Annotated in this window: 15 protein-coding genes; 7 read left to right on the top strand and 8 right to left on the bottom strand. The window is 68.3% G+C overall.

From position 1 onward, the window contains the following. Positions 1–29: 29 nt before the first annotated feature. On the bottom strand, positions 30–788 hold the full coding sequence (locus ABZV40_RS28205) for an SDR family NAD(P)-dependent oxidoreductase (RefSeq protein ID WP_355447805.1): 759 nt from the start codon (positions 786–788) through the stop codon (positions 30–32). A 294-nt stretch (positions 789–1,082) separates the two neighbouring features. Here ABZV40_RS28205 and ABZV40_RS28200 point away from each other — a divergent pair, with 294 nt between their 5' ends. Continuing rightward, positions 1,083–2,384, top strand: a complete 1,302-nt coding sequence (locus ABZV40_RS28200) for a UDP-glucose/GDP-mannose dehydrogenase family protein (protein WP_355447803.1) — start codon at positions 1,083–1,085, stop codon at positions 2,382–2,384. Between the two features lie 19 nt (positions 2,385–2,403). Continuing rightward, on the top strand, positions 2,404–4,185 hold the full coding sequence (locus tag ABZV40_RS28195) for a gamma-glutamyltransferase (protein ID WP_355447800.1): 1,782 nt from the start codon (positions 2,404–2,406) through the stop codon (positions 4,183–4,185). On the opposite strand, the gene ABZV40_RS28190 is transcribed toward ABZV40_RS28195, so the two are convergent. The 3 genes from ABZV40_RS28190 to ABZV40_RS28180 form a co-directional block, all read right to left on the bottom strand. Beyond that, positions 4,182–4,394 carry a hypothetical protein gene (locus tag ABZV40_RS28190; protein ID WP_355447797.1) on the bottom strand — a complete coding sequence of 71 codons (213 nt, stop codon included), beginning with the start codon at positions 4,392–4,394 and terminating at the stop codon, positions 4,182–4,184. The genes ABZV40_RS28195 and ABZV40_RS28190 overlap by 4 nt on opposite strands. An 87-nt stretch (positions 4,395–4,481) precedes the next feature. After that, positions 4,482–4,826, bottom strand: coding sequence for a hypothetical protein (locus ABZV40_RS28185; protein WP_355447794.1), 345 nt, complete (start codon positions 4,824–4,826; stop codon positions 4,482–4,484). 65 nt (positions 4,827–4,891) lie between these two features. Continuing rightward, a complete protein-coding gene (locus ABZV40_RS28180) occupies positions 4,892–5,149 on the bottom strand; it encodes a hypothetical protein (RefSeq protein WP_355447792.1) in 258 nt (85 codons plus the stop codon). Between the two features lie 73 nt (positions 5,150–5,222). Here ABZV40_RS28180 and ABZV40_RS28175 point away from each other — a divergent pair, with 73 nt between their 5' ends. Together ABZV40_RS28175 and ABZV40_RS28170 are read left to right on the top strand one after the other, a co-directional pair. Next, on the top strand, positions 5,223–6,035 hold the full coding sequence (locus ABZV40_RS28175) for a helix-turn-helix transcriptional regulator (RefSeq protein ID WP_355447789.1): 813 nt from the start codon (positions 5,223–5,225) through the stop codon (positions 6,033–6,035). A 2-nt stretch (positions 6,036–6,037) separates the two neighbouring features. Next, positions 6,038–6,217, top strand: coding sequence for a DUF397 domain-containing protein (locus ABZV40_RS28170; protein WP_355447786.1), 180 nt, complete (start codon positions 6,038–6,040; stop codon positions 6,215–6,217). A gap of 6 nt (positions 6,218–6,223) precedes the next feature. On the opposite strand, the gene ABZV40_RS28165 is transcribed toward ABZV40_RS28170, so the two are convergent. The 4 genes from ABZV40_RS28165 to ABZV40_RS28150 form a co-directional block, all read right to left on the bottom strand. Then, entirely contained in the window at positions 6,224–6,598 is a 375-nt protein-coding gene (locus ABZV40_RS28165; RefSeq protein WP_355447783.1) for a hypothetical protein, read from the bottom strand. 344 nt (positions 6,599–6,942) lie between these two features. Then, positions 6,943–8,622, bottom strand: a complete 1,680-nt coding sequence (locus ABZV40_RS28160; RefSeq protein WP_355447780.1) for a methyltransferase domain-containing protein — start codon at positions 8,620–8,622, stop codon at positions 6,943–6,945. 16 nt (positions 8,623–8,638) lie between these two features. Then, complete coding sequence (locus ABZV40_RS28155; RefSeq protein WP_355447777.1) at positions 8,639–9,508, bottom strand: glycosyltransferase; 870 nt, start codon at positions 9,506–9,508, stop codon at positions 8,639–8,641. After that, positions 9,505–10,617, bottom strand: coding sequence for a hypothetical protein (locus ABZV40_RS28150; RefSeq protein ID WP_355447774.1), 1,113 nt, complete (start codon positions 10,615–10,617; stop codon positions 9,505–9,507). Before ABZV40_RS28150 ends, ABZV40_RS28155 begins: the two co-directional genes overlap by 4 nt. 417 nt (positions 10,618–11,034) lie before the next feature. On the opposite strand from ABZV40_RS28150, the gene msrA reads away from it, so the two are divergent. From msrA to ABZV40_RS28135, 3 genes are all read left to right on the top strand, one after another. Next, positions 11,035–11,706: a peptide-methionine (S)-S-oxide reductase MsrA gene (gene msrA / locus ABZV40_RS28145; RefSeq protein ID WP_355447960.1), complete on the top strand. Its 672-nt coding sequence runs from the start codon at positions 11,035–11,037 to the stop codon at positions 11,704–11,706. Positions 11,707–11,836: 130 nt separating this feature from the next. Continuing rightward, a complete protein-coding gene (locus ABZV40_RS28140; protein ID WP_355447772.1) occupies positions 11,837–12,340 on the top strand; it encodes a hypothetical protein in 504 nt (167 codons plus the stop codon). A gap of 93 nt (positions 12,341–12,433) precedes the next feature. Further along, positions 12,434–13,639, top strand: coding sequence for an SdrD B-like domain-containing protein (locus ABZV40_RS28135; protein WP_355447770.1), 1,206 nt, complete (start codon positions 12,434–12,436; stop codon positions 13,637–13,639). The last annotated feature ends 191 nt before the right edge of the window (positions 13,640–13,830 follow it).

Here is a 13,830-nt window from a genome sequence, read left to right as displayed (position 1 = left end):
TCACGTGGACAAATGCGCCGTTCATCGTTTTAGCGCGGAGCCATGCGGAGAGCGCCGTCCATGCGGATGACCTCGCCGTTCAGGTAGTCGTGCTCGATGAGCGAGACCGCGAGCTGCGCGTACTCGGCGGGCTGCGCGAGGCGCTTCGGGAACGGCACGCCGGCGGCGAGGCCCGCGCGGAACTCGTCGGAGACCGTGGCGAGCATCGGGGTGTCGACGATGCCGGGTGCGATCGTGAGCACGCGGATGCCGACGCTGCTCAGGTCGCGGGCGGCCGGGAGGGTCATGCCGACGACGCCGCCCTTCGAGGAGGCGTAGGCGACCTGGCCGATCTGGCCGTCGAACGCGGCGATCGACGCGGTGTTGATGATGACGCCGCGGGCGCCGTGGTCGAGCTCCTCGGTCTTGCCCATCGCGGCGGCGGCCAGGCGCAGCACGTTGAACGTGCCGATCAGGTTGACCTCGATGATCTTGCGGTAGAGGTCGAGGTCGTGCGGGCCGGTCTTGCCGACGGTGCGCGACGACGGACCGATGCCCGCGCAGTTCACCGTGATGCGCAGCGGGTTGCCGGAGCCGGCGGCCGTGTCGACGGCGGCCTGGACCTCTTCACCGGAGGTCACGTCGGCGGCCAGGTAGGTGACGTTCTCGACGGCGTCGGCCTTCTCGATGGCGCTGGGCAGGTCGAGCGCGAACACCTGCGCTCCACGCGCCGCCAGCGAACGTGCGGTCGCGCCGCCGAGACCGGACGCGCCACCGGTGACGATGGCCGCGGTACCCGAGATGTCCATGCCTTCATCCTCCTCGAAGCGAGCTGCTCGCGAGGAGGTTAACGCTCGTTACCCCGAGAGTTGATACTGGATCAACGGTCGCTCCAGTGCAGCAGGGCCACCAACGGCACCGCCGCCAGGAGCGCGAGCCCGATGAAGATCGTCGCGATCATGAAGATTCCCATGCTCTGAACTGTGCCGTTCGACGGTGTTCGAAACATCCGCCGCGCCGGTAGACCTCTGGTAGGAGATCTGTCACGGTCAGCTACGACGAAAGTCGTACGGCGTTCAACTGGCCATGTCAGGGTCACCCTCATGTTTGCGCGCCGTATCGCCGTGGTGGGCACCGGTTACGTCGGGTTGACGACCGGTGCCTGTCTCGCTTCGCTGGGGCACCGCGTGGTCTGCGCGGACGTCGATGCGCTGAAGGTGGCTCGGCTGCGCGCCGGGCAGGTCGACATCCTGGAACCGGGGCTCGCCGAGCTCGTCGTCGAGGGGCAGGCGGCCGGGCGGCTGGAGTTCGTCGTCGGGGCCGCTTCCGCCGTCGCGGACGCCGAGGTCGTGTTCCTCTGCCTGCCGACGCCGATGGGTGCGGGCGGTGCGGCCGACCTGAGCGCCGTGGAGTCGGTGGCCGCGGAGATCTCCGGGGTGCTGCCGTACGGGGCGGTGATCGTCACCAAGTCGACCGTGCCGGTGGGGACGTCGGGGCGCGTGCGCGCGCTGCTCGGGCGTGAGGACGTCGCGGTGGTGTCGAACCCGGAGTTCCTGCGCGAGGGCACGGCCGTGCGCGACTTCCTGCACCCGGACCGGATCGTGGTCGGTTCCGACTCGCCGTCCGCGGCTGAACGGGTCGCGGCGTTGTTCGCCAAGCTCGGTGCGCCGACGGTGTTGATGGACGCCGCTTCGGCCGAGATGGTCAAGTACGCCGCGAACTGCTTCCTCGCGATGAAGCTCTCGTACGTCAACGCGGTCGCTGAGCTGTGCGAACTGCTCGGTGCGGACATCGAGTCGGTGTCCGAGGGCATGGGGTACGACAAGCGGATCGGGCAGTCGTTCCTGCGGCCGGGGCCGGGCTGGGGCGGGTCGTGCCTGCCGAAGGACACGCACGCGATGGTGCAGATCGCCGAGGCGGTCGGCGTCGACTTCGGACTGATCCGCTCGACGATCGAGGCCAACGTCCGCGCGCAGCTGCGGGTGGTGGACAAGGTTCGCGCCGCGTGCGGTGGCACGCTGGCCGGCGTGCGGGTCGGCGTGCTCGGCCTCGCGTTCAAGGCCGGCACGAACGACCTGCGCGACTCTCCCGCGCTGGCGGTGGCGGAGCAGCTGGTGCTGGAGGGCGCGGAGCTGACCGCGTTCGACCCCGAGGTGACGGGGCCGCTGCCGGGAATGCTGCTGGTCGACGACCCGTACCAGGCGGTCAAGGGTGCCGAGGCGGTCGTGCTGCTGACCGACTGGCCGGTGTTCCGCACGCTCGACTGGGTGCGCGTCGCCGAGCTGATGGACGGTCACGTCGTGGTCGACGCCCGCAACCACCTGGATGCCGACGCCCTTCGACGCGCCGGACTACTCCATTCGGGTGTGGGGCGTGCGTCACTCGGAGTCACGCAATTTAGTTAGCGTCGCATACCTTTATGGAGTGTTCACCACGCGCCCCGAACTCGTCGGCACCTTCGGCATGGTCGCTTCGACCCACTGGCTGGCCTCCGCGGCGGCCATGGCTGTACTGGAGGACGGCGGCAACGCCTTCGACGCCGCCGTCACCGCCGGATTCGTGCTGCAGGTGGTGGAACCGCACCTCAACGGTCCTGGTGGCGAGGTCCCGATCATCTTCGCGGCGGCCGGGTCCGGGCCGCGGGTGCTCTGCGGCCAGGGCGTGGCGCCCGCCCGCGCCACGATCGACCACTACACGTCGCTGGGCCTCGACCTCGTTCCCGGCAGTGGGCTGCTGGCCGCGACCGTGCCCGGAGCCTGGGACGGTTGGCTCACTCTTCTGCGTGACTACGGCACCAAGTCGTTGCGCGACGTGTTGGACCGGGCGATCGGCTACGCCCGTGACGGCTTCCCGCTCGTGGAACGTGCCGTGCACACGATCTCGTTGGTGTCCGATCTGTTCCGCGACCACTGGCCGACGTCCGCGGCCCAGTGGATGCCGGGCGGTTCGCTTCCGGTCGCGGGCGGTCGTTTCCGCAACCCCAAGCTCGCCGACACGTGGGAGTGGCTGCTGGCCGCCGCCGAGGCCGCGGGCGCTGATCGTGAGGCGCAGATCGAGGCCGCGCGCCGGGCCTGGTCGCAGGGGTTCGTGGCGGCGCAGGTCGACGAGTTCTGCCGTTCGGCGTTCCGCGACGACTCCGGCCGCGACCACGCCGGTGTGCTGACGGGTGCTGACATGGCGTCGTGGGAAGCGTCGTACGAGGACGCAGTGCTGACCGACTTCGGCTCGTGGACGCTGGTCAAGGCGGGAGCGTGGACGCAGGGACCCGCTCTGGCACAACAGCTCCGGCTGCTGGAGGGCCACGATCTGTCCTATGTGGACGGCAAGCCCACCGCGGAGACCGTGCACCTGGCCGCGGAGGCCGCCAAGCTCGCCTTCGCCGACCGCGAGGCCTGGTACGGCGACGTACCGGACGTGCCGTTGGAGACGTTGCTGTCGCGCTCGTACGCCGCCGAACGCCGTGCGTTGATCGGCTCGGAGGCGTCCTACGACCTTCGTCCCGGCTCACCCGACGGCCGGGAACCGTTGCTGCCCAAGCACATCGTCGCCGGACCGTCGGTCTCGGTGTCCGACCCGATCGGCGCGCTCGGCGAACCGACGGTGGCCCGCTCCGGCGTGACGCGTGGCGACACCGTGCACGTGGACGTCGTGGACCGCTGGGGAAACATGGTCTCCGCGACCCCGTCCGGTGGCTGGCTGCAGTCGTCGCCGACGATCCCGTCGCTCGGCTTCTGCCTGGGCAGCCGCGCCCAGATGTTCTGGCTGGACAAGGGTTTGCCGAACTCGCTGGCCCCCGGCAAGCGCCCGCGGATCACGTTGTCGCCGTCGATGGCGTTGCGCGACGGCGAGCCCGCTCTGGCGTTCGGCACGCCCGGCGGCGATCAGCAGGACCAGTGGCAGCTGGGCTTCTGGCTCGCGCACCAGGCCGGCCTGAACCTGCAGGAGGCCATCGACTCGCCGATGTGGCACTCGAACGCGTTCCCGAGCTCGTTCTACCCGCGTGCCTGGACGCCCGGCGAGCTCGTCATCGAGTCCCGCGCCGGCGCGGACGTCCTGGAAGCGTTGCGGGCCAAGGGCCACCAGGTCGTGGACGCCGGTGAGTGGACGCTCGGCCGGATGTCCGCCGTGGCAAGGGACTCCTCAGGCGGACTGCTGCGGGCCGGTGCGAATCCGCGCGGCGCGCAGGGTTACGCGGTGGGACGTTAACCGCCGACCACTTCGGTGCCGTCGTGCACCATCGACACGCCGCCACCGGTGTTGTGCAGCGTGCTGAGGCCCGCGCTTCCGGCGAGGTCGCTGACCTGCTTGATCGTGCCGTCGACCTGCGGGACCGGGCTCGCGCTCGCGGTGCCCGCCATCGCGGCGACGGCACCGGCGGCGAGACCGGCGGAAGCGACGATCTTCTTGAGGCTCAAGGCGTTCCGCTCCGGAGAAAGTGGAACGGCGCCCGATTCGAGGGGGAGGGAATCGGGCGCCGCCCCGGCCAGGAAGTACTGGTCAGATCAGATGTCGATGCCGGCGTTGGCGTGCGGCGGGCCCTGCGGCTCGTTGAGGCCGAGCAGCGTCGCGGCGGGAACACCGCTGCCACCCGCGTCGACGTTCTCGACGAGCGCGTTCACGTCGACGTCCTGCGCGTTGATCGCCTGGATCTTTCCGGCGGCATCCTTGGTGTTCACCGACGCGAGGTCGCTGACGCTGGCGACGTCGCCCAGCTGACCACCGAGGTCGGGCGTGGTCGCGACGTTGGCGTCCGCGGTGTCCGCGTGCGCGATGCCGCCCAGGCCGAGCATGACGGTGGCGCTGCCGAGGGCAACAGCGGCCCCCGTGATGGTCTTCCTGAGGTTCATGGGCGCGAAGGTGTCGTGTTCGACCCCTCTACATCAAGCTCCGTAACTCGGGAGAGGGAACTTCTTCATCCCTTAAGGGGACGCCACTCCATCGCGACCGTGCAGACGCGCTTCTCACCGCGCCACACCGATATCGCGTACAGACCGGCCCGCGTTCCGGCCCGCGCCATGAAGTCCTGCGCGCACTCCACGGTGTACCGCTCCCGCCAGTCCTCGCCTTTCCTTATGTACCAACCGTGGTCCACGACCTCCTCGGCGTGCTCGAGCCTCAGGCCGCCGCCGGGCAACCGCCGGTGGTACTCGATGCGGTGAAGGTGGTCCATGCGGACGACGGTCCTCGCTGCACCTGCGAAGTGAGAATCTCAAACTGCGGATCTTGCCCGTACCGTTTGGACCGTGGCTGAACCCACGTTCCGGCAGCAGCGCCTGGGAGAGGCGCTGCGACTGCTGCGTGAACGTGCGGGTATGAGCCAGCAGCAGGTCGCCGAGCGGCTGCTCTACAACGTCCCCAAGATCAGCCGGATCGAAAACGGCCAGGTGCCGGACATCCACGCGTTGCGAGCGATGCTCGACCTCTACGGCGTCATCGGCGACGAGGAAGCGCCGTACATCGAGATGTGGGAGCTGGCCAAGGAGAAGGGCTGGTGGCGTGCCTACGGGATCTTGAAGCAGGGCTACCTCAGCCTTGAGCACGACGCTTCACGTGTCCGGGAGTTCCAGCTCGGGTTCATCCCCGGACAGCTGCAGACCGTGCGGTACATGCGGGAGGTCTTCGCGGGGACGACGAGTCAGCGGTCCAAGAAGTGGACGGAAAACGACATCGCGGTCCGGCAACGCCGACAGCAGCGGCTGGTGGGTGACAAACCACTGCAGTACCACGCGATCATCGCCGAGCCCGCCCTCAGGAACGCTGATCGTGAGCAACTGCTGCATCTCATCAGAACCGGTCATCTGCCGAATGTGAAGATCCAGGTGCTCTTGGAGTCGGCGGGGTTGCACGACGGGCAGTTCGGGCCGTTCATCCTCCTGGATCTCCCGTTCGCGGGGGACCCGCAGGTGCTCTACATCGAGCACATGGCAGGCTCGATCCACATCGAGGATCCCGAGCGGCTGAAGACCGCTAACCTTGTCTTCAAACACCTCTCGAAGCTGGCGTTGACCCCCGAACAGTCCGTCGCGTGGATCGAGAGGTTGGCTGCCGAGAGGTAGATATGTGGCGTAAGAGCAGTCGCAGTGGAGGCGGCAGCGACGGTGCCTGCGTCGAGATTGCGCTGAATGGCGGAGTCGCGCGCGTGCGCGACTCCAAGAACAAGGCGAGTTCCGTTGTCGCCGCGCCCGATTGGGCAGCGTTCATCGGCGCCGTAAAGCGCGGCGACTTCGAAAAGAACTGACGTGGACTAGGCGATCGCGCCGGGCGGCAGCTTCAGCTTGAACGGCAGCGTGGTGACCACCGCCAAATCGGAAGCGGTCGCCTTCATCAGCGTCGGAGCGTTGCGCGCGCCGGGCTCGGGCAGGTCGAGCAGCCTGTCCACGGCCTCGACCAGCGGTCCTTCGTAGATCCACACGGCCTGCGCCGGACGGGTCGAGTCGCGGACCGCGGGCAGACGCCCAGCTCGCGCCTCGGTCTCGGACCAGAACAGGATCGAGTCGATGAAGCCTCTGCGCTGTTTGAACGCCATGATGCGGTCGAGCTGCCCGGCGTCGTCCCTCAGGTGGAGGAACTGGAACCCGCTCTCGCGCAGCTCGATGACCTTGCTCAGTGCGTGGTCCATGGCGCACCTACCCCTGTGAGGTCCCCATCGGAGGACCGTTCAGTCATACGACCCGAAAGGATCGTACGGTAAGTCAACGTTCGTCCGTAAGCCGTAGTCCGAACGAGTATCTCAATTGGTGGACGTTTGTGGCTTAGGGTAATCACTGGCGTCCTTGTTGGAGGAAACGGCCAGGAGGGCCATTACGGTTCGCGTCAGGAACGCCAAACCGCCCAATGTGACTAATGTCACGCTGATCCACATGTGTCGCCTCCGAGTGGTGACCTACACCCGTAGTAGACGTCTAGCACGAGACCGCGGTTGCAAGTGGCTCCGACTCGCGTTCTTAACAGAGATCCCCGCGTTCACCGCTTGCGGAGGCGGCGGGCGATGTTGCCGAAGGCGCGTACCGGGGCGCTGAGCTTCCACGACGTCGACGAGCGGAGTTCGTTGAGCGCGTGATGGGCGTTGTTGGAGACCTGGTGGATGGCGGCCAGCTCCGCCTCCAGCTCGGCGATGCGGCGCGCGCTGATCTCGTTGCGTTCCAGCACGCGGTCGAGGTTGCGAGCCGAACCGGGCGGCAACAGGAGTGAGTGCTTGTCCAGCTCCACGTGCACCAGCGCGCGCATGACGAGCCACTCGTCGGCGTTCACGACGTGCGACGACGACTGATCGGACCACTTGTTGTAGATCGCGGTCATCTGCTCCGTGTCGTGCACTCCGCACAACGAGGCGGCGCGCACCAGGAAGTCCCAGTCCTCGCAGACGGTCAGCGTCTCGTTGAACTCGAAGCCGAGTTCGAGGAGCTTGCGGGGGAACGCGAAGCAGTGGAACGGCGTTTCGTTCTGCCGCAAATGCCTCAGCATGTCGAATCGGGTCGCGTACGCGGGTGTGAGCGGACCGCTCGCGTAGCCGTCGTCGCCCCACGTGCGCTTCTGCTCGGCCGCCCACCAGCGGACGACCGTGCCGGGGGCCTCTTTCGCGCCGTCGTGGATGTTCTCCACGTAGTTCGCCAGCACGAGGTCGTCGTCGTCCAGGAAGACGACGTAGTCGCCACGGGCGGCGCGCAGGCCGACGTTCGCGGGAACGCTGCGGGTGCCGCCTTCGCACGACATGGTGCGCACGCGCTGAGCGAGGTTGCCCTCGAAGTCGTCGACCAGCTTCCGCACTGCCTCCAGCCGTGCGGTGTCGTGCACCACGATCACGACCTCGAAGTCGAGGTCCGTCTGCGCGCCGAGGCAGCACAGCACGTCGCTCAACGCCAGCGGGCGCTTGCCCTGGGTGCGGATCACGACGCTGAGGAAGATCGAGCCCGCGTCCTGTGCGGCGGGGACGCGCCGGGCGCCGCGGTGGTAGCGGCGCACGAACTGGTTCACCGTTCCGAAGTCGTCCGCGCTGTCGCGCAGCGTGCGCAGCAGGGAGCCGACGTTCGTCTTCGGCTCGAACAGCGGGTGCAGGGCGCGGTGCTGGTCGGAGTGCTCGAGCGGGAAGTCCTCGCGGGCCGACTCGTACCAGCCGGCCGACGTCATCAGCTCGGTCAGCGACGACTCGGTGAAGAACCGGACGTGCGTGCGGTCGAGCAGACCGGATTCCGTCATCTCCCACCGGCCGGCGAGCAATTGCCGGGCGAGGTCGACGTGGGCCACGTTCGGGATGCTGATGATCAGCTCGGCGTCGTGGTCGGCGATCGCACCCACCGCGGTCAGCACCGCCGACGGATCCGGCACGTGCTCCAGCACGTCCAGGCACAGGACCGCCGCGACGGAGCGTCCGGAGACGATCTTGTCGAGCGTCGTGGCCAGGTCCGGCGCGGTCAGGTCGACCACGTGGCCTTCGAAACCCCGTGCGACGAGGGCCTCGATCGCCGGCGCGTCCACGTCGATGCCGACGTACGTGGCGCCGCCGGTCGTGATCGGGTCCGCGACCGCCGCCGCGCCGCAGCCGAAGTCCAGCACGATCTTGCCGCGCGGATCCGTGCCTGCGAGCAGGCGGACAGCGGCACCGTACGGACCGCTCTCGTTGAAGTCGAACTCGTAGTTGCCCACGCGAAGTACCCCAGGTTCAGAAGCGGCGGCGGCCGTACTCGAAGTCGATGAAGTCCGCGACCGTGCTCGCGTCCGGGAGCGGCTCGGGCAGATCGTCCTCGTCGAGCCGCTGGAAGTCCGCCACGGCACGCTTCTGGTCGTCGTGGCCGTGCCGGGTGACGACCTCGACCGTCTCCTCCACGAGGTCGCTGCGGCCGTACTTCGTGAGCAGCTTGAGCCTGCCCAGCAGCCCGGCGTGCAACTCGATGCTCGTCGGTGCGACGTTCGCCTTGTCGTCGAGCCGCTTGTCGTGGAACACCACGGCTTTCGGCTGGTGCACCACGCGTGCCCCCGCGAGGCGCAGGCGCCAGCTGAGATCGACGTCGTTGACGTAGGACGGGAACGACACGTGGTCGAACCCGCCGACCTCGTGGAACAACTTCGTCCGCACCAGCAGGCACGCGCCGCTCGCCCAGCTCTGGTCACCCGTCGACGGGTCGAACCACTTCGGGTGCTCACAGGGGATCTGGCGGGCGTCCACGGCACCGACGTGCACGTCACGGGCCGAGGCCAGCAGGTGCTTGAGCAACATCGGTGCGACGTAGGTGTCGGGGTTGAGCAGCAGCAGGTAGTCCTCGTCCGCGCCTTCCACGAGCCTGTTGCTGCCCGCGCTGTGGCCGAGGTTCTCACCGAACCACGTGTAGTGCAGCGCGGCGAAGTCGTTGCTGTCCTGCAACGACTTCACTTCAGTCGCGCCGATGACCGGGGTGCTCGAGCAGTCTCCGATGTGGACAGTCACGTCGACATCGGCGTGGCGCGCGCTCTGGTTCAGAGCGCGCACACAACGCCACACCTCGTCCAGTCCGTTGTGGAACAGGACTACTGCGACCCGAACCGTTGTTCTCATTTCGCGGGCGTGTGTTCGAGCTGCTCAGCCAAGATCTTCTTGAAGGCGTCGACCACGTCGGCCTCGTTGGCACCGAACACCTCGACGCGGATGAGCTCGTCACCGGCGACGTAGTGACCGCGCCGCACCTGGATGGTCTTGCCCGCCCCGTCCGTGCTCTGCGCGGCGAAGACCTTCACCGACGGCTTCGACTCGCTGGCCGACTCGGCGAACCCGAACCGCAACTGGTCCTCCTCGATCGCGTCGCGCAACGCGGCGGGGTCAGCGCACTTGAACGCCCACAGGCTGTCCGTGTTGGACTTGGCGTCCACCACGATGACCGAGCGCGACTCGGTGACGCCGGCCTGCTTGAGCAGCACCAGGTCAGGCGCCGGCAGCGGCTTGACGCCCTCCAGCTGCTGCGGGCTGTAGGTGTTCGGGCCGTTCTTGGTGCCTTCCGGCACGATCAGCGTGCCGAACGGCGCGGGCTTCTTCTTGGTCGGCGACTGCGAGGTGGCGGGCGGGTTCGTCTGCTGGTCAGCCGTGTTGCCGCCCTTGTCTCTGAACACCGTGAACCAGAGCACACCGCCGACCACGAGCACCAGCACGATGCCGAGGATCACGAACAGCTTGCCCTTGCCGGAGGGCTTGTCGTCGAAGACCTCGGGGCCGTGCGCGTGGAACCCGCCACCGCCCCACTGGGGTGCGGGGATCTGGTCCGGGTCGCCGGTGGCCCAGGGCGGTGGCGCCGACGAGGCCGAGTACTGGTTCTGCGGCGGCGTGGCCTGCCAGCCACCCGGCGGGGTCTGCGGCGGCCGGACGAACTGGGTGCGCTCTGAACCGGAGTTGCCCGTGGAGACGACCTGCGTGCGATCCGCGTTCTCGGCCTGCGCGGCCTGACCACCGAGGTTCGGCACGACCTGGGTGCGGTCCTGCGACTCCTGCGCCTGGTCCCACTTGAACGGCGGGGGGAAGGAGTTCGGCGCCGAGGCCTGCTGCGCCGGCGGGGTGGCCGCTGTGCCCGCGGATCCGGAGAGGATCTCGTCACGGCGGCGGCGATAGTCTTCCGCCGAGATCTGTCCCGAGGCCAGCACCGCGTCAAGGCGGCTGAGCTCCTCCTGCCAGGTCACTCTGGCCTTCCTTTCTGCTGCTCACCGCATGTCCGCGCGCCGACACGCCCAGGGTGCAGGGCTCGCGGTGTGTCCATCCTACGAGTCGCTCTTCTCCGGGGTGGGCGGAAGGAGGCATTTCGTGACCATCCGGGGCGGAAAGATCGCGTGAGCGACGTGGCGGACAGCAGCAGGAGACCCGGCGACATCCTCGGTGCCAAGGCACCTCACGGTGGCCAGCTACGGCGTCTACCTGTACGGATTCCCCCACCGAGCAGTTCCTGCGCTACGAGGCGCTCACGTCGCCCTGGTCATGGTGCTCTCCCTCGGCCTGGCCCTGCTGTCGTGGCACCTCGTGGAGCATCCTGCGATGAAGGCGCGTCGGCCACCTCCCGCTCGTGTCGAGGAGCCCGTCAGGGAACCCGCGGGCGTAGATTGATCCGCATGTTCGGTCGCCACAAGAACCGCGTGATCGACCAGGCGGACGCGCTGCCGGGACGTGCCACACCGATCACGGTGCCGGCCTCCCACGCGGTGTTCGGAGACCGGGGCCTGCAGGGCCCGTTCCCCGGTGGCCTGCGTTCGGCGGTGTTCGGGATGGGCTGCTTCTGGGGAGCGGAACGCCTCTTCTGGCAGACCCCCGGCGTGTGGACCACCGCGGTCGGCTACGCGGGCGGTGTGACCCCGAACCCCACCTACGAAGAGGTGTGCTCCGGCCGCACCGGCCACGCCGAGGTGGTGCTCGTCGTCTTCGACCCCTCCGAACTGCCGTTCCAGGAGCTGCTGCGGGTGTTCTGGCAGGGTCACGATCCGACGCAGGGCATGCGGCAGGGCGCCGACATCGGCACCCAGTACCGGTCGATGATCCTCTACGCCGACGAGGGGCAGCGCGTCACGGCTGCGGCGTCCCGGGACGTCTACCAGCAGGCGCTGAACGCTTCCGGGTACGGGCAGATCACCACCGAGGTGGCGCCGCTCGGTGAGTTCTTCTACGCCGAGGACTACCACCAGCAATATCTTTCGGATGCGAAGAACCCGTACGGCTACTGCGGTTTGGGCGGTACCGGCGTGTCCTGTCCGGTCGGGCTCACCGTGACGACCGACAAATGAGGCTTGTTTTCCCTGGTCGGTAGCCCTAGCGTGCACGCCTGAAGCCACGTCCACCGCACGTCGGGGTTTCGCGCGGTACGTCGGGGGTCGTGTCGCGTCGTCGCGGTGGCCTACGTCTGGGGAGACCACCTTGTCAGCATTGAGGGCGCGCGGTGTCGCGCGCAGATCCGCCGTGCTCGTCGCGGCACTGGCGTTGACTGTCACCAGCGGTTTGACCGCCTATGCGCAGGACGAGCCCGCACCCACCACACCTGTCGAGGCACCGGCCGAGCAGCCCGCGCCGACGCCGGCGGACAAGCCTGCCGAAACGCCGGTCGGCAAGCCTGCGGAGACGCCGGTCGACAAGCCCGCCGACAAGCCCGCGGAGACGCCGGCGGACAAGCCGGCCGAGAAGCCCGCGGAGAAGCCGGCCGAGAAGCCGGCGGAGGAGAAGGCGCAGGCCACCGCCAACGTGACCGCGACCGCCAAGATCGGTGCGGGTCCGTTCCTGGTCGGCCAGACCGTGCCGTTCGAGCTCACGATCACGAACAGCGGCGCCGCCGAGGCCATCGGGGTCGCGGCATGGACCGAAAACATCTCCGGTCCGTACTTCAGCGTCAACTACGACGGCTGGGACGGCCTGAACACACCGTAGAACGACCCCACGACAACGCTCGCCGCCGGCGCGTCCAAGACGTTCACGATCAAGGGCAGTGCCTCCGGGTACAACGGCAACGCCAAGTTCCGGGTGCGCGTCAACGCGAAGAACGACTCGGACCCGTACGACGGCAGTCCAGAGGTCGAGGTTCCGCTCGTGGAGCCCAAGAAGCTCGGCAAGATCAGCGGCGTCCTGTGGGGTGACGCGAACGGCAACGGTGTCCAGGACCCAGGTGAAGGGCTGGCGGGTGCGCAGGCGTACCTGTACGGCGGGGGCGACCCCAACGTGGCGCCGAAGACGCGCACCGACGCCAACGGGCGCTTCACCTTCACGGACCTGGAGACCCGCACGTGGGGTCTCTCGTTCAACGAGCTGCCCGGCGGCTGGGTGCGGCAGTACAGCAACGAGTACCTCCTCGTCGACGGCAGCGACTCCACGTCGGAACTCCGCTACCAGGCGGTCCGGCCGTTGACGGACCAGCTGACCGCGTCGGTGCGCTGGTTGTCCACCGAGCACGTCGACGGCGGCCAGGGGACTGTCGAGTTCACGCTGACCAACAAGGGCGGCGCGGACATCAAGGGCGTTGTCGCCGGGTGCGATCGGGCCGGTGAGGGGCCGCACCTCGGCATCGACGACAACCTCGGCGAACTGCGCTGGGATCGGGGCGCGACGATTCCGGCGGGCCAGAGCCGCGTGTTCACCGTGACGGGCACCGTGCCGAGGAACGCCTCCGAGTACGGCTGGGTCTTCGTGGTGTGCGACTTCGGCCCGGCGGACGGAATCATCGACGGATTTCCGAGCGTGTTCGACTTCGTCAAGGTCGGCAGTGGAACCGCCGACACCTACGGGTCGATCTACGTGGACCGCAACGGCAACGGCTGGCAGGACAGCGAGGGCGAGCACCTCACCGGCGTCAGCTTCAGCCTGGTGGACCCGAAGACCGGTCAGGTCGTCGCGACCGCCACGGGCGAGGGCGAGAACGGCTGGGCCCACTTCAACAACATCCCCAAGGGCCTCTACACGGTGAAGGTCAACGGCCCGTACACGGTCAAGAGCAAGTGGTACGTCAGCACTCGGATGCCCGGCTGGGCGGTCGAGGTCGTGCCCGTCGACGCGCCGGGTGGTGCCCAGCCGCAGCCGCAGCCGCAGCCGGAGAAGATCGCGCCGGTCGTGCACAAGGCGGACACGGGTCTCGCGCTCACCGGCGTGAACGTGACCGGCCTCGGCGCGTTCGGTGTGCTGGCGCTGCTCGTGGGTGGCGCGTCGGTGTTCTTCGGACGGCGCAGGACCGCGTGATCAGCAGAAGATGAGTCCGCACGGCCTCGTGGTCGTGGTCGTGGTGGTAGGCCGCGGCCGCGTGGTCGTCGTGGTGGGCGCCGGCGCCTGAGTGGTCGTCGTCGTGGTGATGGCCGTCGTAGTGGCGGTCGTAGTCGTTGCCTGCGATGAGGAAGACGGCGCGGACGACGACGGAGTGGACGACACGGTGT

Source organism: Lentzea sp. NPDC004782 (assembly GCF_040609115.1).
Taxonomy (GTDB): domain Bacteria; phylum Actinomycetota; class Actinomycetes; order Mycobacteriales; family Pseudonocardiaceae; genus Lentzea.
The sequence above is the reverse complement of the archived record's forward strand: the minus strand, read 5'-3'. Positions and strand labels throughout refer to the sequence as shown.

Bases quoted from the DNA above. Each gene is read 5' to 3' on its own strand.
- ABZV40_RS28205 (WP_355447805.1), bottom strand. From the start codon at position 788: ATGGACATCTCGGGTACCGCGGCCATCGTCACCGGTGGCGCGTCCGGT.
- ABZV40_RS28155 (WP_355447777.1), bottom strand. From the start codon at position 9,508: ATGAGAACAACGGTTCGGGTCGCAGTAGTCCTGTTCCACAACGGACTG.
- ABZV40_RS28165 (WP_355447783.1), bottom strand. From the start codon at position 6,598: ATGGACCACGCACTGAGCAAGGTCATCGAGCTGCGCGAGAGCGGGTTC.
- ABZV40_RS28180 (WP_355447792.1), bottom strand. From the start codon at position 5,149: ATGGACCACCTTCACCGCATCGAGTACCACCGGCGGTTGCCCGGCGGC.
- ABZV40_RS28170 (WP_355447786.1), top strand. From the start codon at position 6,038: ATGTGGCGTAAGAGCAGTCGCAGTGGAGGCGGCAGCGACGGTGCCTGC.
- ABZV40_RS28185 (WP_355447794.1), bottom strand. From the start codon at position 4,826: ATGAACCTCAGGAAGACCATCACGGGGGCCGCTGTTGCCCTCGGCAGC.
- ABZV40_RS28200 (WP_355447803.1), top strand. From the start codon at position 1,083: ATGTTTGCGCGCCGTATCGCCGTGGTGGGCACCGGTTACGTCGGGTTG.